The 23952-nt window shown below is 74.5% G+C and carries 26 protein-coding genes and 1 pseudogene; 15 read left to right on the top strand and 12 right to left on the bottom strand.

The window, feature by feature from the left end:
* Window positions 1-87: 87 nt before the first annotated feature.
* Both ACFVVU_RS27920 and ACFVVU_RS27915 read right to left on the bottom strand, forming a co-directional pair.
* A complete protein-coding gene (locus ACFVVU_RS27920; protein WP_380715163.1) occupies window positions 88-849 on the bottom strand; it encodes an ABC transporter permease in 762 nt (253 codons plus the stop codon).
* Complete coding sequence (locus ACFVVU_RS27915) at window positions 839-1771, bottom strand: ATP-binding cassette domain-containing protein (protein ID WP_387792992.1); 933 nt, start codon at window positions 1769-1771, stop codon at window positions 839-841. Before ACFVVU_RS27915 ends, ACFVVU_RS27920 begins: the two co-directional genes overlap by 11 nt.
* A 166-nt stretch (window positions 1772-1937) precedes the next feature.
* Here ACFVVU_RS27915 and ACFVVU_RS27910 point away from each other — a divergent pair, with 166 nt between their 5' ends.
* Entirely contained in the window at window positions 1938-3212 is a 1275-nt protein-coding gene (locus ACFVVU_RS27910; protein ID WP_387792990.1) for a sensor histidine kinase, read from the top strand.
* 108 nt (window positions 3213-3320) lie between these two features.
* A complete protein-coding gene (locus ACFVVU_RS27905; RefSeq protein WP_380682389.1) occupies window positions 3321-3995 on the top strand; it encodes a response regulator in 675 nt (224 codons plus the stop codon).
* Between the two features lie 116 nt (window positions 3996-4111).
* Here ACFVVU_RS27905 and ACFVVU_RS27900 read toward each other — a convergent pair whose 3' ends face one another.
* The 4 genes from ACFVVU_RS27900 to ACFVVU_RS27885 form a co-directional block, all read right to left on the bottom strand.
* Complete coding sequence (locus ACFVVU_RS27900; RefSeq protein WP_387792988.1) at window positions 4112-4555, bottom strand: hypothetical protein; 444 nt, start codon at window positions 4553-4555, stop codon at window positions 4112-4114.
* A gap of 192 nt (window positions 4556-4747) precedes the next feature.
* Complete coding sequence (locus tag ACFVVU_RS27895) at window positions 4748-5143, bottom strand: DJ-1/PfpI family protein (protein ID WP_387792986.1); 396 nt, start codon at window positions 5141-5143, stop codon at window positions 4748-4750.
* Between the two features lie 48 nt (window positions 5144-5191).
* Window positions 5192-6508, bottom strand: coding sequence for a cytochrome P450 (locus ACFVVU_RS27890; protein WP_387792985.1), 1317 nt, complete (start codon window positions 6506-6508; stop codon window positions 5192-5194).
* A 172-nt stretch (window positions 6509-6680) separates the two neighbouring features.
* Window positions 6681-9869, bottom strand: a complete 3189-nt coding sequence (locus ACFVVU_RS27885) for a M28 family peptidase (RefSeq protein WP_387792983.1) — start codon at window positions 9867-9869, stop codon at window positions 6681-6683.
* 456 nt (window positions 9870-10325) lie between these two features.
* Here ACFVVU_RS27885 and ACFVVU_RS27880 point away from each other — a divergent pair, with 456 nt between their 5' ends.
* The gene (locus ACFVVU_RS27880; RefSeq protein WP_380682394.1) at window positions 10326-11744 is read left to right on the top strand and encodes a helix-turn-helix domain-containing protein; all 1419 of its coding nucleotides are present in this window, start codon (window positions 10326-10328) and stop codon (window positions 11742-11744) included.
* Window positions 11745-11895: 151 nt separating this feature from the next.
* Complete coding sequence (locus ACFVVU_RS27875) at window positions 11896-12069, top strand: hypothetical protein (RefSeq protein ID WP_387792981.1); 174 nt, start codon at window positions 11896-11898, stop codon at window positions 12067-12069.
* 6 nt (window positions 12070-12075) lie between these two features.
* On the opposite strand, the gene ACFVVU_RS27870 is transcribed toward ACFVVU_RS27875, so the two are convergent.
* Both ACFVVU_RS27870 and ACFVVU_RS27865 read right to left on the bottom strand, forming a co-directional pair.
* Window positions 12076-12906: an alpha/beta fold hydrolase gene (locus tag ACFVVU_RS27870; RefSeq protein WP_387792979.1), complete on the bottom strand. Its 831-nt coding sequence runs from the start codon at window positions 12904-12906 to the stop codon at window positions 12076-12078.
* Window positions 12903-13430 (bottom strand): MarR family winged helix-turn-helix transcriptional regulator, encoded by a 528-nt coding sequence (locus ACFVVU_RS27865; protein WP_387792977.1) that lies wholly within the window; start codon window positions 13428-13430, stop codon window positions 12903-12905. The genes ACFVVU_RS27870 and ACFVVU_RS27865 overlap by 4 nt, the downstream gene beginning before the upstream one ends.
* Window positions 13431-13928: 498 nt before the next feature.
* Between ACFVVU_RS27865 and ACFVVU_RS27860 the strand changes: the two genes are divergently transcribed.
* From ACFVVU_RS27860 to ACFVVU_RS27850, 3 genes and pseudogenes are all read left to right on the top strand, one after another.
* Window positions 13929-14591 (top strand): zinc ribbon domain-containing protein, encoded by a 663-nt coding sequence (locus ACFVVU_RS27860; RefSeq protein ID WP_380682400.1) that lies wholly within the window; start codon window positions 13929-13931, stop codon window positions 14589-14591.
* A 95-nt stretch (window positions 14592-14686) separates the two neighbouring features.
* Window positions 14687-15262, top strand: a complete 576-nt coding sequence (locus ACFVVU_RS27855; RefSeq protein ID WP_387792975.1) for an SDR family NAD(P)-dependent oxidoreductase — start codon at window positions 14687-14689, stop codon at window positions 15260-15262.
* Window positions 15263-15327: 65 nt separating this feature from the next.
* Window positions 15328-15555 (top strand): annotated as a pseudogene (locus ACFVVU_RS27850) (GNAT family N-acetyltransferase); the annotation flags it as partial.
* Window positions 15556-15577: 22 nt separating this feature from the next.
* Here ACFVVU_RS27850 and ACFVVU_RS27845 read toward each other — a convergent pair.
* Complete coding sequence (locus tag ACFVVU_RS27845; RefSeq protein ID WP_355363030.1) at window positions 15578-15904, bottom strand: helix-turn-helix domain-containing protein; 327 nt, start codon at window positions 15902-15904, stop codon at window positions 15578-15580.
* Window positions 15905-16003: 99 nt separating this feature from the next.
* Here ACFVVU_RS27845 and ACFVVU_RS27840 point away from each other — a divergent pair, with 99 nt between their 5' ends.
* The 3 genes from ACFVVU_RS27840 to ACFVVU_RS27830 are packed head-to-tail and all read left to right on the top strand — an operon-like array spanning window position 16004 to window position 17946.
* A complete protein-coding gene (locus ACFVVU_RS27840) occupies window positions 16004-16342 on the top strand; it encodes a putative quinol monooxygenase (protein WP_387792974.1) in 339 nt (112 codons plus the stop codon).
* 4 nt (window positions 16343-16346) lie between these two features.
* Window positions 16347-17087: a hypothetical protein gene (locus ACFVVU_RS27835; RefSeq protein ID WP_380682403.1), complete on the top strand. Its 741-nt coding sequence runs from the start codon at window positions 16347-16349 to the stop codon at window positions 17085-17087.
* Window positions 17088-17130: 43 nt separating this feature from the next.
* Complete coding sequence (locus ACFVVU_RS27830) at window positions 17131-17946, top strand: class I SAM-dependent methyltransferase (RefSeq protein WP_387792973.1); 816 nt, start codon at window positions 17131-17133, stop codon at window positions 17944-17946.
* Between the two features lie 163 nt (window positions 17947-18109).
* Here the strand turns inward: ACFVVU_RS27830 and ACFVVU_RS27825 are convergent, their stop codons facing one another.
* Both ACFVVU_RS27825 and ACFVVU_RS27820 read right to left on the bottom strand, forming a co-directional pair.
* Window positions 18110-18883, bottom strand: coding sequence for an ATP-grasp domain-containing protein (locus ACFVVU_RS27825; protein WP_387792971.1), 774 nt, complete (start codon window positions 18881-18883; stop codon window positions 18110-18112).
* A 261-nt stretch (window positions 18884-19144) separates the two neighbouring features.
* On the bottom strand, window positions 19145-19843 hold the full coding sequence (locus ACFVVU_RS27820; RefSeq protein WP_387793042.1) for a TioE family transcriptional regulator: 699 nt from the start codon (window positions 19841-19843) through the stop codon (window positions 19145-19147).
* Window positions 19844-19991: 148 nt separating this feature from the next.
* Here ACFVVU_RS27820 and ACFVVU_RS27815 point away from each other — a divergent pair, with 148 nt between their 5' ends.
* The 3 genes from ACFVVU_RS27815 (at window position 19992) to ACFVVU_RS27805 (ending at window position 21838) form a co-directional block, all read left to right on the top strand.
* Complete coding sequence (locus tag ACFVVU_RS27815) at window positions 19992-21017, top strand: erythromycin esterase family protein (protein ID WP_387792970.1); 1026 nt, start codon at window positions 19992-19994, stop codon at window positions 21015-21017.
* Window positions 21018-21053: 36 nt separating this feature from the next.
* Window positions 21054-21491 (top strand): hypothetical protein, encoded by a 438-nt coding sequence (locus ACFVVU_RS27810; protein ID WP_387792968.1) that lies wholly within the window; start codon window positions 21054-21056, stop codon window positions 21489-21491.
* A gap of 173 nt (window positions 21492-21664) precedes the next feature.
* A complete protein-coding gene (locus ACFVVU_RS27805) occupies window positions 21665-21838 on the top strand; it encodes an alpha/beta fold hydrolase (protein ID WP_387792966.1) in 174 nt (57 codons plus the stop codon).
* Window positions 21839-21844: 6 nt separating this feature from the next.
* On the opposite strand, the gene ACFVVU_RS27800 is transcribed toward ACFVVU_RS27805, so the two are convergent.
* Window positions 21845-22213, bottom strand: a complete 369-nt coding sequence (locus ACFVVU_RS27800) for an ASCH domain-containing protein (protein ID WP_380689993.1) — start codon at window positions 22211-22213, stop codon at window positions 21845-21847.
* A gap of 217 nt (window positions 22214-22430) precedes the next feature.
* Here ACFVVU_RS27800 and ACFVVU_RS27795 point away from each other — a divergent pair, with 217 nt between their 5' ends.
* Together ACFVVU_RS27795 and ACFVVU_RS27790 are read left to right on the top strand one after the other, a co-directional pair.
* The gene (locus tag ACFVVU_RS27795) at window positions 22431-23231 is read left to right on the top strand and encodes a siderophore-interacting protein (protein WP_380689995.1); all 801 of its coding nucleotides are present in this window, start codon (window positions 22431-22433) and stop codon (window positions 23229-23231) included.
* A gap of 142 nt (window positions 23232-23373) precedes the next feature.
* The gene (locus ACFVVU_RS27790; protein ID WP_380689997.1) at window positions 23374-23919 is read left to right on the top strand and encodes a hypothetical protein; all 546 of its coding nucleotides are present in this window, start codon (window positions 23374-23376) and stop codon (window positions 23917-23919) included.
* Window positions 23920-23952: the final 33 nt, after the last annotated feature.

The raw sequence follows: 23952 nt of genomic DNA, 5'->3' as shown, positions 1-23952 counted from the left end.
CGGGTTCACCTCCGCCCGGTCGGGCCCGCACACGGCCGCAGGCCGCTTCCACCGAAGGGTGGGAGCGGCCTGCGGCGTCGGCGGCGGTCAGGTGTCGCGGCCGCGCAGCGTGAGATGGCCGGCCAGCAGGGCCGCCGCCGCCCAGGCGGCGACGACCAGCAGAGCCGTCGCGGGGGCGAGGGCCGGATCGCCCTTCATGGCCTGGGCGCCGGCGTGTTCGGGCAGATAGCGGGCCACCGTGCGCAGTGCCGGGATGACACTGGCCACCGGGGAGAGCACGAAGACGAACGCGAACGACAGCGAGAGCGCCAGCGCCGTACTGCGCAGCATCGTCGCGATGCCCAGCGCGAACAGGCACATCAGGGTCAGGTAGAGGCAGGCCCCGAACACGGCGCGCAGCGCTCCTGGGTGGCTCAGCCCGATGCCGTGCGGGCCCAGCGCCGCCTGGGCGGCGAAGAAGGCGAGGAACGCGGTCGGCACGGCCACCAGGAGGGCCACCGCGGCGGCGGCGACGATCTTGGAGAGGTAGAAGAGGCCGCGCCGGGGCACCGCGGCCAGCGAGGTGCGGATCATGCCGCTGCCGTACTCGGTGCAGACCAGCAGGACCGCGAAGGAGATCATGGCCAGCTGGCCCATCTCGACACCGACGAATCCGGCCTCCACGGGATCGAAGTCGGCGAGGAGCGGGTCGCTGCCGCTGTCGATCGCCGAGCGGGCCGAGGCGCCGTTCAGGACACCGATCCCGATGCTGACGACCGGGGTGACGAGCAGGGGGACGACCGTCGACCGGACCGTCCTGATCTTGGTGAGTTCGGCCTGGACCACGGCCGCCGCCGCGTTAGAGGACATGACGGTTCCCTCCCGTGAAGGCCTCGGTGCGGTACTCCGCGGCGTTGCCGGTGAGCCGGAGGAAGGCGTCCTCCAGCGAGGCCGTCCGGGTGGCCAGCTCCCCCAGGACCAGCCCGGCCGCGGCCGCGATCCGGCCCACCTCCTCCGTTCCGGCGCCGTCGACGACCACGGTGCCGGGCTCCTCCTGGCGGAACGTCAGCCCGGCACGGTCCAGGACGCCCAGCAGCCGCTCCGGTTCCGAGGTGCGGACCAGGACCCGCGGCCGGCAGTTGTCGGCGATGAAGTCGTCCGTGCTGGTGTCGGCGAGCAGCCTGCCGCGCCCGATCACCACCAGGTGCTCGGCGGTGATCGCCATCTCGCTCATCAGGTGGCTGGACACCAGGACCGTGCGGCCCTCGGCGGCCAGCCGCCGCAGGAGCGTGCGGATCCAGCGCACGCCCTCCGGGTCCAGGCCGTTGACCGGTTCGTCCAGCAGCAGCACCTCCGGGTCGCCGAGCAGGGCCGCGGCGATGCCCAGCCGCTGGCCCATGCCGAGCGAGAAGCCGCCGGTCCGCCGGGAGGAGACGGACTCCAGGCCCACCATGGCGAGCACCTCGCGGACCCGGACGCGGCCGATCCGGTTGGTCTGGGCGAGCCACAACAGGTGGTGGTACGCGGTGCGGCTGCTCTGCACCGCCTTGGCCTCCAGCAGCGCGCCGATGTGCCGCAGCGGCTCGTACAGCTCGTGGTAGGCCTTCCCGTGGTAGCGGACGTCGCCCTCGTCGGGGCGCTCCAGACCGAGCATCATCCGCATGGTGGTGGACTTGCCGGCCCCGTTCGGGCCCAGGAAGCCCGTCACGCGGCCGGGCCGGACCGTGAAGGTGAGCCCGTCGATCGCGACGGTGTCGCGATAGCGCTTGGTCAGTTGCCGTAGTTCGATCACGACAGCAGGCTGCCGTGCGGCGGTGCCGCGGCACATCGGCCGGCGCTCCGAGTCGCGGCCTCCACCCGGAGGCGGAGACGGCGGGCTCCACCGGTGCCGTCTCCTACCACGGTCGGTCATTCCCGGGGCCGAGGCGCAGGCCCGCCCGGGCGGATACGGTGGGCGCATGGCCCGACTCCCCCCGACCTGGCGGACACCGTACCGCGACGGTGCTGTCCGCCCGCTGAGCCGAGGCGAGTTGGCGGCCGCCGACGGCCTGGTGGCGGTGGCGCTGACGGCGCTCTTCCTGGCCCTGCCGGGTCCGGCGTGGAGTTCCCACGGCGGATGGTCGGTCCGGCTCGCCCTCGCGGCCGCGATGGGACTGCCGCTGGTCCTGCGCCGGGCCCGCCCGGCGGCGGTCTGCGCCGTGGTCACGGCGGCCTCGGTGGTGGCCTCGGCGGCCGGTACCGTCCGGGAGCCGTTCCTCGCGGTGGCCTTCGCGCTCTACCAGGTGGCCGTCACCAGTCCGGCCCGGCGGGTGCCCACCCCCGCGATCGGCGCGGTGAGCGGCGGTGTGCTGGTGCTGCTCCTGGTCTCGGGCGTCCCGAGCGGTGGCGGGCAGGACGTCGTGCTCCACCTGGCGGGCCTGGCCGTGGCCGGGATGGCCTGGGTGCTGGGCCGTGCGGTCCGCGAACGGCGCGCGCACGCCGCCCGGTCGGCCCGGCGGGTCGCCGCGGAGGCGGTGGCGGAGGAACGGCTGCGGATCGCCCGGGAGCTGCACGACATCGTGGCGCACCACGTGGGGGTGATCGCGGTGAAGGCCGGGGTGGCCAATCACCTCCTGGCCACCCACCCGGAGGGGGCCGGCGACGCGCTGCGGGTGATCGAGACCTCCAGCCGCTCGGCGCTGAGCGAGATGCGGCAGATGCTCAGCGTCCTGCGGGCCGGCGAGTCCGGACCGGAGGCCGACGGCCTGGACGGACTGCGGCCGGCGCCCGGGCTCGCCGCGCTTCCCGAGCTGGTGGCCGGTGCCACCGCGGCCGGGCTCACCGCCGAACTGCGCACCGAGGGGACCGCCGACCTGCCGCAGGGTGTGCAGAGTTCGGCGTACCGGGTGGTGCAGGAAGCGCTGACCAACGTGCTCAAGCACGCCGGCCCGACCCGCTGCCGGGTCGAGCTGGTCGCCGACGGACGGGAGCTGCGGATCGAGGTGACCGACGAGGGCGCCGCCGCGGTCCGCGGTGCCCGGCGCTCCGGCCGCGGCGGCGGGCACCCGACCCGGTACGGGACCGAGGAGGCGGCCGGGCACCGCGGTGGCCACGGCCACGGTCTGATCGGCATGCGGGAGCGGGTGGAGCTGTTCGGCGGACGGTTCGAGGCCGGCCCGCTGACCGGCGGCGGCTTCGCCGTTCGGGCCGACCTGCCCTACCGGGCCCTGGTGCCGGTGGGTCAGGAGCCATGATCAGGACCGGCGCGACGAACCGCCCGGGTCCGGGGTGAGCCCGGCCGGCCGGCCGCCCTGCCCATCGCCCCGCGGCCGGGGTGGAACGACGATCGTGTGGAGGACCGTGTGACCGAGCCCGTCCGTGTCCTGGTGGTGGACGACCAGGCGCTGCTGCGCGGCAGCTTCCGGATGCTGATCGACGCCGAACCCGGCCTGACCGCGGTCGGCGAGGCGTCGGACGGCGCCGCCGCGATCGAGCTGGTCGCCGAGCAGCGGCCCGACGTGGTGCTGATGGACGTGCGGATGCCCGGGACGGACGGCATCGAGGCCACCCGGACGATCTGTGCGCGGCACCCGGGCGTGCGCGTCCTGATGCTCACCATGTTCGACCTGGACGCGCACGTCTTCGCGGCGTTGCGGGCCGGAGCCGTCGGCTTCCTGCTCAAGGACATCCCGCCGGCCGACCTGCTGCACGCGATCCGGGTGGTGGCCGCGGGGGAGAGCCTGCTCTCGCCGAGTGTCACCCGCCGGCTGATCTCGGAGTTCTGCCGGCATCCGGCCACCGAACCGGCCGGTCCGCCGCCCGCGCTGGACGGTCTGACCGGCCGGGAGCGGCAGGTGCTCCAACTGGTGGGTGCCGGGCGGTCCAACGCGGAGATCGCGCAGGAACTGCACGTCTCCGCGGCGACGGTGAAGACGCACCTGGGTCATCTGCTGGACAAGCTCGACGCCCGGGACCGGGTCCAGCTGGTGATCATCGGCTACGAGAGCGGCCTGCTCACCCCGCGCCACCGGGTCTGACCGGTCTCCGCCGCACCCCCGGGCGGCACGTCGGGGCCGTTGCGCGGGAGCTCCGGCGGACAGCGGGGGCGCTCGGAGGAGGCTTCCCGGCGCCCGGGCGCGCTCGTCCCCGGGGGTCAGCCGCCGTTGCCGAAGGTGCCGCGGGGGCCGGCCGGTTCGGCGCAGGACCGGCAGACGACGCGCGAGTAGACGGCCGCCGGACCGCGGATCACCGCCTCGACGCCGCCGTACAGCGACCTCGTCCCCGCCGGGCCGCCGCAGACGTGGCAGCAACGCAGGGCCTGCGCCTTGGTGTAGCAGTCCCAGCAGACCAGCCGGTCCGCCGCCTCCGCCAGCACGACGGTCGGCTGAGGGGCGGTGAGGTGGTCGCAGTGGCGCAGGGTGCCGTCCGCCTCGGCCCGGAGCATCACCGCCCGGGTCTCGCGGAACCACGGCGCGGCGCGGTCGGGCGTGGTCCGGACGGGGGCGGGGCGTCCTGCGGCGATGAGCAGGCGTTCGGCGTGGTCGCCCGCGGCCCGGATCTGGTCGGTGACGGCGAGGCCGGCGGGGTCGTCGCTCATGGGCACGTCCTTGTGCGAACGGTGGGGCTTGCGGAACAGCGGTCGGGGGGAGCGGCGTGCCTGACGCGGCCGCCGCTCCCGGTCTCCAACTGTTCCACCCGCCGCCCGCGTTACGCCTCCGCGACGGGAGAGGTGTGGGCGTGCGCCCGGGGCGCGCGCTCCTGCTGCGCGCCGTAGGGGCGCAACACGCTCCTAGCCGAGTTCCTGCGCGCGGGCGAGCACCTCGGCCGGGGCCTTCTCCACCGAGCCGGTGTCGAAGGGGGGCTGCGGGTCGTACTCGGTGCAGAGCTGGATCGCCTGGGCGGTGACCTCGTCCGTGAGCAGGGCGGCCAGCCGGACGGCCATGTCGATGCCGGAGGAGACCCCGGCCGCGGTGATCAGCCGGTCGTGGCGGACCACCCGGTCGGCGGTGTAGACCGCGCCGTGGGACTCCAGTTCGGCGGTCGCCGCCCAGTGCGTGGTCGCGGTCAGGCCCTTCAGCAGACCGGCCGCGCCCAGCACCACGGAACCGGTGCAGACCGAGGTGGTGAACCGGGTGCCGGCGTGGATCCGGCGCACCCAGTCGAGGAAGGCGGGATCGGCGAGCATGGGCCGGATGCCGCCCCCGGCCGCCCAGCCGCGCCGCTGCTGCCGAACTCAGCCGCCGGTGGCTGCCGTCAGGACCGCCGGGGTCGGGCCGTCGGGGCGGACGGTGATGCCCCAGACGGCGCCCGCCGGGATGCTCAGGAAGTCCACTGTGTGGGCGGGGAGCAGGAGTTCGAGCAGGGCGGTGGACTCGCGCAGGGCGAACTGGGTGCCCAGGCAGGCGCGGGCGCCCAGGCCGAAGGGGAAGTAGGCGCCGAGCTGGGCGGGGCGGGTGCCGTCCGCGGTGAAGCGGGTGGGGTCGAAGCGCTCGGGGTCGGGCCACAGGGCCGGGTCGCGGTGGGTGAGGTAGGGGCAGACCAGCAGGTCGGTGCCGGCCTCGACGTGGTGGCCGGCGAGGGTGTCGTCGGTGAGCGCGTGCCGGGGGAGGATCCACGCGGACGGGTAGAGCCGCAGTGTCTCGCCGACCAGCGCCTGCACCGCCTCGCGCCGCTCGGGTGAGCCCTCCGGGCCGGCGGCGAGGGCCCACGCCCGGGCGTCGGGGCGGGCGTCGAGCAGCAGGTAGAGCCAGGTGAGGGTGGTGGCGGTGGTCTCGTGGCCGGCGACGAGCAGGGTGACGAGCTCGTCGCGGATCAGCCGGTCGGTGTACTCGGGGTGGTGCTCGGCGGCGTCGAGCAGGTCGCGCAGCACCCCGGGGCCGTCGGGGCCGTCCTCGCGGCGGCGGGCGGCCTCGATGGCGGCGTGGGCGACGGCGTCGATCCGGGCCAGGTCACCGGCGACGGCGTCGTGGGCCCTTGCGCCGTCGGGCAGTTGGGGGAGGGCCGCGACGACGGCGGGGACGCGGTCGAGTTCGCGCTCGGTGGCGGCGTCCAGCGGGTGGCCGGTGAGCGCGCGCCAGATGGTGTCGAGGGCGAAGTGGCGCATCTCCTCGCCGATGTCGACGCGCTCGCCGGTGTGCGCGTACCCGGCCCAGCGGTCGGCGGTGCGGCGGGCCGCGGCGGCGATCCGCTGCTCGTAGCGGCGCATCCCGGGGCCGGTGAACTGGGCCTGCAGCATGCGCCGTTGGCGCTTCCAGGCATCGCCGGTCGCGGAGAGCACGCCGTCCCCGGCGAGCATCCGGGCGCGGTGCGAGCGCTTGACGTAGCGCTCGGGGTGCCGGCCGAGGACGTGCTGGACGGCCTCGGGGTCGGCGACCAGGACGGTGGGCCGCGGGCCGATCCGGAAGGCGGCGACGCCGCCGAGCCGCTGCCGGGTGCGGGCCAGCAGCTCGATCAGCTCGGCCTCCTCGGCGCGCCACTCGGCGACCTCGGCCGGCGCGAGCTCGGGCACGGGCGCTGCGGGCGATGAGCCGGGGTTCGCGGTCGTGGTCACAGCAGCTCTCCTCGGTCGGCGACGGACGGACCGCGCCGACTCTACGTCAGCCGCCGTGCTCGCGCCGCGCTCCTGCCGGACCGCCGCCCGAACGTGCGGCGGTGCCGCGGTCCGTCCCCCTCGACGAACCGCGGCACCGCCCTTATCCCGTCCCGGAGACGATCCGGTCCGCTCAGATCGCCTGCCAGAGGGCCGGGACGATGTTGGGCTCCCAGCCCACCTGGGCCGTGTGGCCCTGGAGGCACCGGTAGCTCACGCCGTTCCAGGTGACGACGTCACCCGCCTGGTACGTGGTGCCCGGGGTCCAGGTGCCGCCACCGGGGCCCGGGTCGGAGGTGACCACCAGCGAGTAGCTGCTGGTGTGGGAGACCGAACCGGTGCCGGTCACGGTCAGGTTGTACGTCCCGTTCGGGACCGACGAGCCGACCGCGATGCTCAGCGTCGCGGAGCCGCCGGACTGCACCGAGGACGGGCTGACCGAGGCGGTCACCCCGGCCGGCGCGCCGGAGACGGCGAGGTTCACCGTCTGGGCGGAGCCGGAGGTGGTCTGGGTGCTCACCGTGGCGGTGGTGGAAGCGCCCGGCTTGACGTTGCCGGTGGCCGGGTTGACCGAGACCGAGAAGTCGTTGGTCGGGATCGGGCCGCTGCCGACCGAGGTCTTCCACAGGGTGTAGGCGACGCCGTCGGCGCTGCGGTCCAGCACGGTGGCGTTGATGTTGCTGGTGGTGTCGCACGACGAGTGGTAGCAGGAGTCGTACGCGCGGCCCGCCGTGCCGCCCCACTTCGCGGCCTGGGCCGAGGTCTTGGTGGCGCTGGCGCCCGCGGCGTAGCCCGAGGTCGGGATGCCGGCCGACTGGAACGAGGCGTCGTCCGAGCGGCCCTGGCCCTCGACGTTCTCCTCCGGCTGGAGGTTCAGCGAGTCCCAGTACGCCTTCATCGGCGCCGAGGTGGTGGAGTTGACGTTGTTGATGAAGTAGCCGGCGTTGGGCGAGCCGACCATGTCGAAGTTGTAGTAGCCCTTGATGGCGCTGCGCTGGGCGGAGCTGAGCTGGCTCACGTAGTACTGCGAGCCCTGCAGGCCCTGCTCCTCGCCGGTCCACCAGGCGAACCGCACGTGGCGGGTCAGGGTCGGGTTCTGCTGGGCGAGGACGAGCGCGTTCTCCAGCAGGACGGCCGAACCGGAGCCGTTGTCGTTGATGCCAGGGCCGGCGCTGACGCCGTCCAGGTGCGCGCCGAACATGGTGACCTGGTCGGACGGGCCGCCGGGCCAGTCGGCGATCAGGTTGTTGGCGGTGTAGCTGCAGCTGCCGCAGGTCTGCTCGCTGACCTGGTAGCCGGCCGCCTGGAGCTTGGCCTTCACGTAGGCCAGCGACTGGCTGTACCCGCTGGTGCCGGTGCGCCGGTTGCCGCCGTTCTGCGAGGCGATGCTGTTGAGCTGGGCCAGGTGCGCCTGGACGTTGGTGACGCTGATGTCGGGCGCGCTGCCGCCGGGGTTGCCGCCGCCGACCGTCAGCGTGTACTGCGCGGTGTGGGTGGCCTGGCCGGTGGCGGTGACCGTGATGACGTAGCTGCCCGGCGCGGTGGTCGCGCTGGTGGAGACGGTCATCGTGGCGGAGGCGCCGGTCTGCACCGAGGACGGGCTGAAGCTGACGCTCGCGCCGCTCGGGGCGCCGGAGGCGGTCAGGTTGACGCTCTGGGCGCTGCCCTGGGTCACCTGGGTGCCGACCGTCGCGGTGGCCGAGGAGCCGGCCTGGACCTGGCCGGAGCCCGGGTTCAGCGAGATCGAGAAGTCGCTGACCTGGCCGGTGCAGGTCGGGTCGCCGCTCTGGGCGGGGACGCTGACGGCGTCCCAGGCGGCCTTGGTGCGGTTGAACAGGTTGCAGCTCGGGTCGAGGTTCTTGGCGGCGGTCAGGGTGGTGGTGCGGTAGCGCTTGTAGGTCATGCCGCTGGTCTTGAGCAGCATGCCGCCGTAGAAGATGCGGCCGGCGTCCTTGATGCCGACGCCGGTGACCGAGGAGCTGTTGCAGGTGGGGCTGGTGGGCTTGCCGCCGCCGGGGTTGGAGCCCTCGGCGAGCAGGTAGAACCAGTGGTTGAGCGGGCCGGCGGCCGCGTGCACCTCGGTGCTCGGGATCGAGGCCGAGTAGCAGTTGGGGTTGTTGCTGACGAGCGAGGGGTTGTACATGTTGCGGATCGGGCCGCTGCCGACGAGGTTGATCATCTCGCCGACGAGGTAGTCCGGGCTGTCGTACGGGGCGGGCTGGTTGGCGTAGGCCTCGGTGAGCGCGCCGAAGATGTCGCCGGTGCCCTCGCCCAGGCCGTTCTCGTTGTTGGCGCCGCCGGGGGTGAACTGGTCGATGCCGTGGCCGAACTCGTGGCCGACGACATCGATCGAGGAGATCCACTCATTGGCGTTGCTGTGGCCGATGGAGACCGAGGAGCCGTCCCAGTAGGCGTTGACGTCGGCCAGGCCGACCTTGACGGGCCAGCTGCCGCCGTTGCCGTCGTGCCCGTTGCGACCGAGCCAGTCGCGGAGCATGTCCCATTCCTTCTGGGCCGCGAACATGGCGTCGCCGCAGCCGGTCTCCTTGCTGGTGGGGCTGCCGGTGCCCCAGGAGTCGGAGGACTTGGTGAAGACCTGGCCGGTGGCGTTGTCGGCGCAGCTCAGGCCCGGGCGGCTGGGGTCGCGCAGCGAGTAGGAGCTGCCGGAACCCGTGGTGTTGATGGTGGGGTTCGGGCCGTTCCACTTGGAGTTGAGCGTGCCGGCGCGCGCGTCGTCGTAGCTGTCGATGACCTCGCCGCTGCGGGCGTCGACGAAGACGTGCAGGGTGCTCGGGGCGCTGCCGTTGCTGCCGGTGAGCACGGTCTCCCAGGCGAGCCGGCCGGCGCCGTCCTGGACCCGGACGACCAGGCGGCGGGACTGCACGCCGTCGACCTCGGCCAGCTTGGTGCGCGCGGTCTTCTCCGCGTTGGCGGCGCTGACCAGCGCGGTGGTGGGCACGCCCACCGGGCCGGAGGAGGCGGCCTGCAGCCCGCGGACCTTGCCCTGGCCGTCGGCGAGCACGACGGCGTCGCCGCCGACCACCGGCAGGCCCTTGTAGCTGCGCTGGTAGGCGACCGAGTAGAGACCGCCCAGCCAGGGGGTCACGGACTGGCGCTCATAGGTCTCGTCCGGGCCCTTGGCCAGGGCGTCCAGGCCCGCCGCGGCCGCCTGGTCGGCGGCGTTGACGGCGGCGGCCAGGGCGCTGGGCGGCGCCGAGACGGCCGGACCGGGGTCGGCGGCGGCCTGGCCGACCGCGGTGGCGGTCAGCATGCCGGCCACGACGGCCAGGGTGGTGCCCGCCGTCAGCAATCTGCGTTTCATTCCGAGGCTCCTCGAACGTGGGGGTGCTCGATCGCGGACGGTGTGCCGTCAGGGCGCTCACCGCGGGGCCGTTTGGGGGGCGGCTGTGTGCGGGCGTCCGCGCTCGGGTGCCGGAACCCTCACACGCCGTCATGGCCCGGTCAACGGTCCGGACGTGCGGGGAGGGCGGTTGGCAAGTTCCGTCAAGTGGCGTCAGGAACCTTTTCAGGAACGGGAATTGAGGTCTGACGCGGCGTCCGGGCAGGTCGAGGGCGGCGGCCGGGCCCGGCCCGGGGCGGCGGGGGAGGCCGGGGTCGGTGCGTGAAGAGGTTGAGACCAAAGGGAGAAGAGGTAGAGACCAGTAACCGAAAGTGGTTGAGACCATCTCATGTACGCCGGAGGTCCTCGTCCAGTACCGTCCTCCTCAGCGGACCTCCCTACCGGGAGGGCCCGGAACGCACTCGGGAGGGCAGCCCCGTGCACCGGAACCGGGCGTCGACCAAGCCCGCCGAGGACGAGGCCTGGCGGGCCTTCGGGCTTCGCCTGCGCCAGTGGCGCCGTCGCGCCGGCCTCACCCAGGCCCAGCTCGGCGCCGAGATCGGCTACGACCACACCGCGGTCAGCAAACTCGAACACGGCACCCGCCGTACCAGCCCCCGGATCGCCGACCGCCTCGACGACCTGCTGCTCGCCGGCGGCGAACTGCGCGACGCCTGCCGGCTCGCCGAGGAGGGCGCGCTACCCGTCCCGGCCGGGCCGCCGGCCGGCCCCGCCCCCGCCGCGCCGCCGACCGCCCCCGGCGACTGGACCCGTGCCCCGCTGCCCGGCCCGCCCGTCGCCGCCCTGGTCCCCGCCCTGCCGCCCGGCCTGGCCCCCCAACTGCCGGTCCGCCTCCCCGACTACGGGCTGCTCTGTCCGCTCCACGACGCCGCGGGCTGCGACGTCCCCCCGCCAGCCGACCTCGCCGTCCTGCACGCGGCCTTCCGCGCCGCCGACCCGGCCGCCGCGCCACCGCTGGACCCGGACACCGTGCACGCCCTCGCCGGCCTGCTCGCCGCCCACCTGCGGGCCGGCGACAGCGCCGACGGCCCCGGCACCGAGGCCGTCGAGGACACCCTGCGCGTCGTCCTGCGACGCCTGGCCGCCCACCCGGCCGGCCCCGCCCGCCGCCCGCTCGCCCGGCTCGCCGGCGAGTACGCCCACGCCGCCGGCGCGCTGCGCATGCAGGACGGCCGCAACGCCACCGCGATGGCCTGCTTCGACCGCGCCCTCGGCTGGGCCGAACTCGCCGAGGACGCCGCCACCCAGGTCGCCGCGCTCAGCGACATGAGCTTCCTCGCCCGCCTCGACGGCGACCCCGGCGCGGCCCTCGGCTACGCCCACGAGATCGTCCGGGTCGCCCCCGCCCGGCACTGGGCCGGCGCGATGGGCCAGATCGGCCTGGCCCGCGCCCACGCGATGACCGGCGACGTGCGGTCCACCGTCCGCCACATCGCCCGCGCCCGCCACCACCTCGACCACATCGGGGTCCACGACGAGGCCGACGCCGCCTGGCTCTCCATCGCCTCGATGCGGCTGCGGGTCGAGGCGGGCGCCGCCGCCGCCCTGCGCGACGCCGCCGCGGCGGTCGACGACCCCCGGCTCGCCCGGCGCGCCGTGCACGCCGCCGAGACCGCGCTCGCCCTGCTGGCGCCGGACCAACTTCCGTCGTTGCGCCTGCTGTTCACCGTCCGGGTGGCCGACTGCCACCTGATCGCGCACGATCCGCGGGCCGCCGCCGAACTGGTCCGGTCGGTCCTGGCGGCGGGCGACGGCGAGGCCGGGCTGCCGCCGCTGGTCCGGCGCGAGCTGGCGGGCCTGCGCGGCCGCCTGGTCGGCCACGGCCTCGCGGGCTGAGCGGGCCGGGGGCACCGCCCCGGCCGTTGCGGGGCTGTTGCCCGATCGCCGCCAAGCGGTGCGCGGACCGGTACGCGCCGGCCGCGGCGACCGACGCGTTTCCCGGACACCCTTCGCGGTGCACCGCTCGGCACCGCGGAAGGAGAGCACCGTGAACCCGTCCGGGACCGCCCGGCCGAGCCGCTCCGGCGTCGCCCTGGTCGGGGGAGCGTTCGGCGTCGGCGCCCTCGCCGTCCTCGGCTCGATCGGCCTGTTGCTCGGCGGCGCCGTCCTGGCCGTCGGCGTGCCGGCGAGGTCCGTCACGGCGACGGCCGACGGACGGTAGGGGCTGTCAGAGGGCGGCGAGGAAGGCGTCCAGCTCGCGTTCGAAGAGGTCCGGGCGCTCCAGCGGGACCATGTGCCCGGCGCCGGGCAGGACCAGTTCGCGGGCGTGCGGGGCACCGTCGGCTACGGCGCGGGCGTTGGCCAGGATGTCCGCGCCGTCCAGCTCGCCGGTCAGCACCAGCGTCGGCACCGTCAGCTCGCCCAGGCGCCCGGCCGCGCCGGCCTCCCGCGCCCGCCCGGCGCCGAAGCCGGCCGCATGGCGCAGCACGTTGGCGGTCACCGCGGCGCGCAGGCGTTCCCGCAGCGTGCCGTCCACCTGCGCGGGGGAGCGGTGCGGGCCGTCCGCCCACATCCGCAGGAAGTGCTCCACGAACCGGCCCACGCCCTGCTCGCCGCCGGCGCCCAGTGCGGCGATCTGCTGCTCCGTGTGGTGGGCCACGAAGGGGTCGGTGAACGGCCGTCCGCTGACACCCGGCGCGGTGAGCACCAGGCCCGCCACGGACGCGGGGTGGGTGAGCGCGGTGTCCAGCGCGATCCGGGAGCCGAGCGAGAGCCCGACCAGCACGGCGCGCGGCACGTCCAGGTGCGCGAGCAGGGCCCGCAGGTCGTCGGGGTGGGCGTAGTCGCCGCCGACGGTGGAGGAGCGGCCGTGTCCGCGGGCGTCGTAGCGCACGACGTGCCGGCCGGCGGCGGCGAGCCGGGCGAACTGCTCGTCCCAGCTGTGCTGGTCCAGCAGGCCGCCGTGCAGCAGCACGACGGCCGGTCCGGCGCCCTCCGCGACCTCGTAGGACAGCTCGCCGTCCGTGACGGGTGCGGTTCCGGTGCGCGCTTCGGTCATGTTCCGTCCGCTCCTTGATCGTTCCGGTCGTTTCGACGGCGCTTCTCGGCCGTTCGCTCCAGCTCCTGGAACACCTCGCCGAGCCGGTCGAGCACCCGCAGGGCGGTGGCGACCTCCTCCGGGTCCAGATCGCCGAGGTGGCGCCGCAGCGCCTCGTGCTCGGCGGTCCGGACCCGGGCGAGCACGCTCTCGCCCCGCGCGGTGAGCCGCACCAGCGAGGAGCGCCGGTGCTCCGGATTGGCGACGGTCTCGGCCAGCCCCAGCGCCTTGGCGTCGTTCACCAGCCGCTGCACGGGCTGCCGGTCCAGGTCCAGCGCCCGCGCCAGCTGCGGCACGGTCCGCGGCCCGCCGCGCCGCAGCGCGTCCAGCACCGCGTGCTGCCCGGCGGTCATGCCGGTCCCGGCCAGCCCGCGTTCGACCGCCCGCACGACCACCCGGTGCACCGGCCACAGCCGCCGGATCACCTCGTGCAGCAGCCCCTCCACGGGCGGACCGCCGCCGCCGTTTCCCTGACTGACACTCATGGTGTCATCATGACACTGGAGGTGCCATCTGTGAACCTCGCGCGGCTCGGGTGCCGGAAGAAGACCCAGTGCGTCGAGGCGCCACGTGAGCAGGTCCATGCACGCGTGGATGCCGGGTGCCGGCGCGCCGGCGCACTCCCGAATCGCGACGATCGCCAGGACACGGTTGTGGCCGCCGGTGAGCAGTCGGTCGACCTCGGTGCGCCCCTCGGCGGGCAGCCGTTCCCACAGTGTGGTGTTCATCCGGGCAGTGAACCGCCCCGGTGGGCGGTGGGGCCACCGCATTTCCGCCGCCGGGCGCGCACCCGCCTCCCGGCGTGACCGGGATCGCCCCGTCTCGTCTCGCCACGCAGTCCGCCCGCCCGGACGCGGCGCGGCCCGCTATAGCCTGTGCGGCAGTCCCACCAGGCCCATCCGCACCATCGGGCAGAACCGGCGGGACGGCGGCGCGCGTCCAACGGCTGGACGCGTCAACAGGCGAACTGGGTGGAACGGACGATGAGCGGCGAGATCTACTTCAGCAACAACTACCGGGACCTGAGCGAGCAGCACGGGACGGGAGCCGGGTTCCAGTTCGAGTTCTCCTGCGCCCGGTGCTACGACACCTGGCGCTCGCCGTTCGAGGCGTTCACCACCGGCCAGATGGCCGGCTGGCTGAGCAAGGGCGTGAGTGCGGCCTGGAACCTGATAGGCGGCACCGCGAGCAACAGCATCTCCAACGCCGCGGACGGCCTGGCCGGCGCCAACTGGGGCACCTCCCGGGACGCCGCCTTCCAGCGGGCGATCGGCAACGCCGAGTCGCACTTCAACCGCTGCGCGCGCTGCACCCACTACGTGTGCGGCCGGTGCTGGAACAGCGCCCAGGGCCTGTGCCTGGGCTGTTCCCCCGACACCGCGGCGGAGGCCGTCGCCGCCCAGCAGCGCGGTCTGAACGACATGGTGTCGCAGCAGGCGTACCAGGTCGGCCAGCAGGCGGGGCAGGCGTACGACGTCACCACTCCGCGCCAACTCGTCTGCCCGCAGTGCCGGGCCGAGACCCACGGGACGGCGTTCTGCGCGGGCTGCGGGTTCCGACTGGCCCAGCCGTCCGCCTGTACCGGCTGCCAGGCCCAGCTGCCGGACGGGGCCGCGTTCTGTCCGACCTGTGGGACGCGCCGCTGACGGCCGCCGGGCCGACGCCGACCGTCGATCCATCGCCGGCCCGCCGGCCCGGCTCGCTTGACTTCGAGCGCACTCCACGTCCTGGCCTCCCCGTCGTGACGAAGGCACTGGTCACCGGCGGAACGAGCGGGCTGGGGCCGGCGATGGCCTCCGCCCTGGCCGCGGCGGGGGCGGCGGTCGCGCTGACCGGCCGCACCGGGCGACGGGCGGAGGGGACGGCGGCTGGCCTGCCGGGGGCGATCGGCCTCGAACCGGACGTGCGCGACGAGGCGTCGGTGGCGCGGGCCGTCGATCCGGCGTGGTCGCGGCTCGGCGGCATCGACCTGCTGGTCAGCAACGCCGGCCTCGGCATGAGGACCGTCAACCCGCGCTTCATGACCCGGCCCCGGGGCTTCTGGGAGGTGCCGCCCGACGCCTTCCGCGCCGTGGTCGACACCAACCTCACCGGCTACTTCCTGGTGGCCCGACCGCCACCGGCATGCTGCCCGAGGATGACCGCCCCGCCGGCCGGGAGCTCCTCGACCCCGCCGTCATGGGCCCGCCCGTCGTCTGGCTCGCCTCCCCGGAGGCCGCCGGCGTCCACGACCAACGCGTCGTCGCCACCGACTTCCCCCGGTGGCTCCGCGACCGCGAGCGTGCCGCCGAGCACGGCTGAGCCGACGTCGACGTGACACCGGCGAAACCCGCTTGCCCCCGAGCGTGCGACCACCTCGGCCGGGCGGCATGACCGACCTCCGCACCGACCGCCTGGGGGCACGGCTACGCCACCGAAGCGGCGCGAGCGGTCCTCGCCTTCGGCTTCGAGGCCCTCGCCGTCACCACGGCCGGCCACCTCCGCTCCCAGGCGGTGGTGCGCCGGCTCGGCATGACCACGGATCCGTCCGAGGACTTCGACGACCCCGGCGCGCCCGAGGGCCCGCTGCGCCGCAACGTCCTGTTCCGCATCGGGCCGCCCCGGCCCTGACGGGTCACTCACGTCACTCCGGTCACTCCGCCGCCGGTGGCTCCTCGGCCGTGAGGATCGCCAGCAGGCCGGGGAAGCGCTGCTCGATGTCGGCGCGACGGAGGGTGGCCATCCGGCTGTTGCCCCGGTCGACCTGGCGGACCAGCCCGGCCTCGCGCAGCGTGCGGAAGTGGTAGGTGACCGTCGCCTTGCCGACCGGCAGGGCGAAGGAACTGCACGTGCGCGCGCCGTCCTCGGGTCCGGCGGCCAGCTCCCGCACGACACGCCGCCGCAGCGGGTCGGCCAGTGCCGCCAGGACGCGGCCGAGCTCGATCTCCGCCGTGTCCGGGTGCCCCTCGTCGTCGGGCATCGTCGTCCACCTCCGCTCAGGTATGACTTGCATCGTACCTCTCCGGTCGCCTACGGTCCCGAGGTACGAGATCGCTCGTACCTCCCGAAAGGACCCGCCGTGACCCAGCAGCCCTTCACCCTCGTCGGCACCGCCCGCCCCAAGCCCGAACGCGTCGACGACCTGCGTCGGCTCCTGCTCTCCTTCGTCGAGCCGACCCGCCAGGAGCCCGGCTGCCTGGAGTACCACTTCCACGAGGACCGCGACGCCCCCGGCGTCTTCGTCTTCTACGAGGCCTGGCGCAGCGAGGAGGACCTGGACGCCCACCTCGCCCTGCCCCACATGCGCGACTTCTGGGAGCACCGGATGGACTACCTGGAGCGGGACCTGGAGATCCGCTGGCTCACCATGCACAGCCCCTACGAGTCGCCCGAGCGGCGCATCGCCCCGGTACGCTGACGCGATGCTGCTCCCCGCCGTCCCGCGCATCCGCCTGCGGCCGCCGTTCCGGCCGACCGTCGACACGCCGTTCGGCCCGCTCGCCTTCGAGACGAAGCTCGGGGACACCGCCCTCCTCCCGGCACGGCCCGACGAGCTCTTCACGCTGCCCGGCCCGGACGGCCGCCTGATCGCCCGCTGGACCCGCCCCTCGGCCCGCGTCGAACTGCTGCTCACCGGGTACGACCCGGAGCTGGACCCCGGGACCTGGGGGCCGCTGACCGACTGCCGGGCGGCCGTCTGGCGGATCGACGCCCGGGAGCCGCTGCGGCGGGTGCGGTTCTCGGCGTCGCTGCCCACTCCGCTCCCCGCCGGTGCCGACTCGGACTGGAACGGCGGCCAGGCGCTCGCCGCGTTCACCGTCGAGGACGAGCGGACCCGCCTCACCGTCGGCGGCCACGACGAGGAGGCGATCTGCGGGGCGGCCGAGGCGCGCGAGGCCCCCCGGCGCTGGACGGCGCTGCTGGACGAGGTGTACGCGCGTTCGTTCACCACCTGGGGCGTCGACGCGAGCGGCCGCCCCGACATGACGTGGACCCTGCCGCCCCTGGAGCCCGGCGACCACTGCGAACTCCCGGTGGTGGCCGCCTGGGCGCCGGTCGAGGACGACACCGCGAACACCTGGTACGCGGTCATGCCGTCCTCGACGGCGGTGCTGCGTCAGGTCGCGGCCACGGTCACGGACGGCCCCGCGCCCCGGCCTTGACGACCGCCCGCCCCGGCCCGCCGCGGCAGGCTAGGCTGCGACGATGGACCGCTTGACCGACGCGCCCGAGACCCCCGCCGAGCTCTCCGCGGAGCCGCCCGCCGAGCTCTCCGTCGAGCCCGAGCCGCCCGCCCCGGCCCGGGTGAACGACTACGACGGCTTCGCCGAGGCGTTTTCGGCGGAGACCGAGAACAACCTCCTCAACGCCTACCACGCCCGGCCGGCGATCCTCGCCCTCGCCGGGGACGTGACCGGCCGCCGGATCCTGGACGCCGGCTGCGGCTCGGGGGCCCTCTCCGCCGACCTGCGCGAGCGCGGCGCCGTCGTCAGCGGCATCGACTCCAGCGCCGGCATGCTGGAGCTGGCCCGCCGCCGCCTCGGTGAGGACGCCGACCTGCACGTGGGCGATCTGGGCGACCGACTGCCCTTCGAGGGCGGGGCGTTCGACGACGTGGTCGCCTCGCTGGTGCTGCACTACCTGGAGGACTGGGGGCCGACGCTCGCCGAGATGCGCAGGGTGCTCAGGCCCGGCGGCCGCCTGATCGCCTCCGTCCAGCACCCGTTCGTCGACTACGCGATCCAGAACCCCCGGCCCGACTACTTCGCCACCACCAGCTACACCGACGAGTGGACGTTCGACGGCCGCACCTACCCGGTGACCTTCTGGCGCCGCCCGCTGCACGCGATGACCGACGCCTTCACCGCTGCCGGCTTCCGCCTCACCACCCTCAGCGAACCCCAACCCGACCCGGCCGCACGCGAGTTGTTCCCCAAGGACTTCCACCACCTCTCGACCAAGATGAGCTTCCTCTTCTTCGTCGTCGAGGTCCCGGAGCCGCCGGCCGCCGCGAGCGACTGACCCCGTGCCGATGGGGGCGGCCCGTTGACGACGCGGGTCTGCACCACGTCCCACATCTCATGGGAGTGGTCGGGGAGGGCGGTACGGTCCGCCCCGGCGACACGATCGTGATCGAGCCGCCGGAGGGACCGCACCGCCCGCTCGAATGCGTCTGAGGCAGGACCTATCGGACGACCTCGGGAACCGGGCGCGCGTAGCCGAGGTCCGCCGGGGCGAGCGCGCCGGCGGGACCGGCCGCGCGCAGGACGACGTCCAGGACCCGGTCCGGGTCGCAGGCGTAACCGCCGCTCGCCCAGGCCGGGTTGGCCTCGACCACCGCCCAGCCGCCGTCGTCCAGCCGGCCGACGTCGACCACGACGGCGCTCGGCAGGCCGCCCGTCGCCAGGACGTCCGCCGCGAAGGCGAGTACGTCCGGCCCGACCTCGGGTGAGACGGCGAGCGAACCCGCGACCGCGTAGCGGCTCGCCGCGCGCACCTCGCCGTCCAGCACGAACAGGCGGTACTCGCTCGCGAACGCGACCACGTCGCTGACCAGCACGAGGGTGTCGTCGTCGAGCGCGTCCGGCCCGGGCAGACCGCTGCCGTCGGGGTACACCCGGGCCGGGAACAGCTTGTCGACCGGCGGCTTGAGGAAGGCCGGGCGGCGCAGCCGGCGCGCTTCGGCCAGCGAGGTGCACTCCACCCGGCGGGTGAGCAGCTCGGCGGGCAGCACGGTGAGCCAGTCGGCGGGCGGCTCCAGCGGCAGGATGTCCAACACCCCGGCGGCCACGTCCGCGAACAGCGGCCCGCCGTACAGGTGCGCGGGCCGCAACCCGGCGAGCCCGGCCGGGACCTCCCACCGCACGGCGGTGTGCGCCCGCAGCCCACGGTGCCGGGCACGGGTCAGCAGCTGGAGTCCGGTCTCATTGATCCGGGGCGCGAGCATCAGGAGCGTCATGGCGCCCCATGGTGGCCTGCGTCCGGTGGCCCCGGCCAGCGGATTTCCGCCGGCCGGGCACGTCGGTGGGCGTGCTGCGGAAGCCGGTCGAGACGCCCGCGACGCGGCCCGACGGTCGGGCCGCGACTCCTGGTGGCCGGGCCTGGCGGGTGTCGCCGGCGATGCCGAACGCCGGCCTACTGACCGTTGTGCGAGTACGCCGAGCCGGTCGGCGCCAGGGGGAAGGAGTTGTCGACTTCGGTGTGCGAATGAGGAAACCCGTTACCTCACGAGGTAGTTGTGGAGGTGCGAGGCGGCGTTCAGCATCGCCAGGCCGCGGTCCGTGAGCCGCTGCTGCCAGCCGGCGAGGGTGGCGCCGAGGGCGCTGGTGCCGCCGGCCGTGCGGATCTGCTCGACGACCGCCGCGATGTCCTGGAGCCGGTGGCCGCCGCGGCGCAGCAGGTGGGCGAGGTCGGCGTCGCGGACGTCGCTCGGGTGGAAGACGCGGTAGCCGGTCGCGGGGTCGCGGGCGGGTCGGAGGATGCCCGCCGCCTCCCAGGTGCGCAGGGTGGCGGGGGTCAGTCGGAGGCGGTGGGCGAGTTCGCCGATGCTGCGGGGGAGGGGGCCGGTGGGTTCCCCGGTGTCCCCGGGGACGGCCGCGGTGGCGAGGTGGTCGACGGCCGCGCGGACGGCGGTGAGGGTCTCGCGGTCGCGGAGCAGCTGGGTGTGCCCGCCGTGGACGGCGGTCAGGGCGTCGTCGGTCCGGCCGTCGTGCACGGCGTTCATGATCGCGCCGGCGGTCCGGTGCCCGTAGGCCCGCACGAGCGCGAGGAAGGTGCGCAGCGCCGTCGCGTGCAGCTCGGTGTAGATCCGGTACCCGGTGGCCGTCCGCTCGGCGGGCGGGAGGAAGCCGTCCTGCTCGTAGTTGCGGACGGCCTGGGGGGAGAGGCCGTGCTCGCGTGCGAGGTCGGCGGGGCGCAGGGTCGTCCGCTTGCCGCCGGGGTTGCCGGGGTTGCCGGGGTTGCCGGGGTTACCAGGGTTGCTGACCACTTTGAGACTTTATAAGAGATTCCTCGGGCCGAGAACCGCAAAAGTCTCAACCGGTCTTTCAGAGATACGCTTGAGGCTCATGACACAGGACATCCGAGACTTCCTGCCCTCGTCGTGCGGCCTGGTGGCGTACGGGGAGCCGACGCACCGGGAGCCGGCCTTAGGGCGGGCCCGCAACGAACTGTTCGCCCAGCTGGTCGGGCACGGCTTCCGGTCGATCGTGCTGGAGACCGACCGGGTGGCGGCGCTGACGGTCGACGCCTTCGTCCGGGAGGGGGTGGGGTCACTGGAGGGCGTGATGCGGGACGGCTTCACCCACGGCTTCGGCGAGCAGGAGCCGAACCGTCGGCTGGTGGCGTGGATGCGCGAGTACAACCGCACCCGGCCGGCGGAGGAGCGGCTGGCGTTCCACGGCTTCGACGCCCCCACCGAGAACGCGTCGGCCCCGAGCCCCCGCCCGTACCTCGAACACGCCCGTGCCTACCTGGGGATCGACCTGGACGTGGCGGCCCTGGTCGGCGACGACGAGCGGTGGAGCCGGACGGAGGCGGTGATGGACGCGGCGATGTCGCCGGGCGCCTCGCCGGAGGCGGACCGGCTGCGGGCGGTCGCCGACGATCTGCTCGGCCTGCTGCACGCCCGCGCGGCGGAGCTGATCGCGGCCACGTCGAGGGCGGAGTGGGAGGTGGCGAGGACGTATCTGACGGCGGGGGCGGGGCTGTTGAGGTACCACCGGCAGGCGGCGCGGCCGATGGAGCCGAGCGATCGGCTCGCGGGGCTGCTGGGGGCCAGGGACGAGATCATGGCCCGAAACCTGCTCGACATCCGGAGCCTGGAGGCCGGGCGGGGTGGGACGTTCGTGTTCGCCCACGACGCCCACCTCCGGCAGAACCCGAGCGTGTGGCGGATGGGAGAGAAGGACGTGACCTGGAACGGAGCCGGCCGGATCGTGGCCGCGTTGGTGGGCGGGGAGGAGTACTTCTTCGTGGCGGGAGGCCTCGGCCGACCGGGGCCGTGGCGGCTGGAGCCGGTGGGGGAGGAGTCTCCGCTCGCCGACGCCGATCTCCTGCTGGAGGTCGAGGGCGGTGATTCCGAGACGGGCTGACCCGGTTGTCGGAGGCTGCCTCTACGGTGAACACCCATGAGCTACGACGTGTCTTTCCTCGACCTGCGCCGGTACCCCCTGTGGGAGGCGATCGCGGCCGACGGCAGCGACCGGCGGACGACCGTTCCGCAGGACCTGGCCGACGCATGGCAGCGGATCACCCCGAGGGCGCTCGAACTGCTGGGTGACGCGGAGGTCGGCGGGAACGAGCGGTGGCTCAGCCTCGACCACGGCCCGTCCGGCCTCCAGCTGGGGGTGCGCGGCGCGGACGTGATGATGAACGTGCCCTACTGGCACCAGGGCGAGCAGGCGGAGCGGGTGATGGCGCTGGTGCGCGCCCTGGCCGTGATCGTGGAGGAGGAAACCGGCCTGAGCGCCTACGACCCGCAGACCGGCAACCTCCTCACCGGATCCCCGACCCAGGAGGCCACCGAGGTGATGAACAGCACCGCGGCCTGGGTCGCGCGTTACTGACGGAGACGGTCGACCTCCCCGCCCATGGCCAACTCGCCGCCGCCTGCGCGGGTGTGGCGGTCCCGGCGCGGGACGCAGCCGCCGTCGTGGCTGCGTGAGGCCTTCTACGTCCGGCCGGCCGATGAGGCCGCCGCGGCGGCCTCATCGGCCGCCGTGCAGCCGTCCCCAGCCCGGTGCTGGTGGTCGCCGGGGCCGAGGACGGGGTGGCGGGCGTCGACAAGCCGCGCCACGTCGCGTCCTGCTACCCGGCCGGTCGACTGGAGGTGCTCGCCGGGAGCGGGCACTGGCCGTGGGTCGACGAGCCGACGGCCTTCCGCGACCTGGTCACCGGCTTCCTGGCCGACTGACGCCGGTCACGCGGCCTCGACCAGGCGGAAGGCCAGGCAGACCAGGGGCGTGTCGTCCTCCACGCGGCTGCCTGCCCGCTCCCAGTAACCGCGGTGCCCGGCGCGCCACTCCTCCAGCGAGGCATCGCCCTCGCCCTCCGCCCGGGCGTGCTCCCAGGTGACCTCGGCGAACGGCTTCACCTCCACGCCGGTGATCTCGATGACCCCGACCGACCGCCCGTCGTCGTCCAGCAGCACCAGCCGCTCACCGGGGTACTCCAGGCCCTCCACCTCCTCGGCGTACTCCGCCAGCAGGCCGGTGGTGGCGGTCTTCCGACCGGCCAGGGCCAGGGAGTTCAGCTTGGCCCGGAGTCCTCCGGGAGTGCCGAGTTCCATCGACCGCATGCCATTGACCCGTGGCCACATTCCGCCATCGTCCCTTCCGAGCGCCGCCGACCGGTTGATCGTCTCCGTCCGACGATAAGGGGTCCGGGGTGGCCGGGCGGAGGCGAACACCTCGTTAGACAGGTTAGCCTTACCTAAATTCAGGTGAGAGGAGACGGTCCTGACCAGCACCACCGCCCCCGCGCGCTTCCTGCTCTTCCCGCTCCAGGTGGTCCGGGCCGCCCGGATCACCCCGCACATGGCCCGCATCACCCTCGGCGGCCCCGCCCTCGCCGGATTCGTCAACGGCGGGCTCGACCAGCGGGTGAAGCTCCTGCTGCCCCGCCCCGGGCAGACCGAACCCCTGGTGCCCGAAGGCGAGGAGGAGTTCGGCTGGTACCGGAGCTGGCGGGCGATGGACCCCGCTGTCCGCCCGGTGCTGCGCACCTACACCGTCGGCGCGCGGCGCCGCGACCCCGACGAGGTCGACATCGACATCGCCGTCCACGGCGACCACGGACCGGGCTCGCGCTGGGCCGTGACGGCGGCGCCCGGCGACCGGGTGATCGTCTACGGGCCGGCGGTCGAGGAGGCCGGCGGCGTCGAGTTCCGGCTGCCCGACGGGGCGGACTGGGTACTGCTCGCGGGGGACGAGTCCACGCTGCCCGCCGTCGCCGCGATCCTCGGCGAACTGCCCGTGGGCCTGCCGGTGAAGGTCTTCGCCGAGGTCGAAGGGCCGCAGGAACACGCCTATCTGCCCGCCGGCCGCCCGGACACCGACATCACCTGGCTGCACCGGGGCACCCCGGGGACCCCCGCCCTCCCCGACGCCGTCCGTGCCGCCGAACTGCCCGGCGGCACGCCGTACGCGTGGATCGCGGGCGAGGCGGCGGCCGTCCGCGAACTGCGCCGCCACCTGGTGCGCGAACGCGGCTACGACCGGCACGCCGTCTGCTTCATGGGCTACTGGCGGCTCGGCCGCACCGCGGACCAGCGCGCCGACGAGCCGGTGGAGGCGGACCCGGAGTGAGGCGGGGATGGCCCGAACGGCCCGACGGGGTCGAGTCCGGATTCGAGGAGCGTCGAAGACCTTTGCCCGGCCGCCCCGCGCGCGGTGAGACTCTTCGAGGCAACCCGCCACCAGGAGAAGTGACCTGAGGAGAGTGTCCGTCATGAGGATCGCGCGTTCCCTCGTCCCCCGTACCGGTGTCGCCCTCGGTGCCGTGCTGATGGCGGCCGGACTGCTGGGCGGTACGGCCGCCCAGGCCGCCGACGGCGCCCCGGCCGCGAGCGCCCCCGCCGCCCCGGCTGCCGCCGCGGTGTCCGACGCCGACCAGACCGTCATCCACGGCACCGCGGGCCTGAACCGCGGCGAGAGCTGGTCCTCACCCGACGGCAGCACCGTGCTGTACCAGCAGTGGGACGGGCATGTGGTGCTGTACAAGAACAACGTCGCCATCTGGACGGCCGTCGGCACGTACGGCGTCGGCACCTACCTCTACATGCAGGCGGACGGCAACCTCGTCGCGTACGACGCCGGCATGCGCGCCGTCTGGAACAGCCGGACGCCGTACCACCCGGGCGCCTACCTCGCCGTCCAGAACAGCGGCAACCTGGTCGTCTACTCGGGCAGCACCCCGCTCTGGTGGTCCAACTACCGACCCGGCGGCTCCGACCCGACCGACCCCGAGTGCCGCCCGGGCCGCCTCTGCCCGTGACCCGGTGAGCGCCGTGAAGGGGTGACGCCGGAA

This window comes from Kitasatospora sp. NPDC057965 (assembly GCF_042887135.1).
Lineage (GTDB): Bacteria > Actinomycetota > Actinomycetes > Streptomycetales > Streptomycetaceae > Kitasatospora.
The sequence above is the reverse complement of the archived record's forward strand: the minus strand, read 5'-3'. Positions and strand labels throughout refer to the sequence as shown.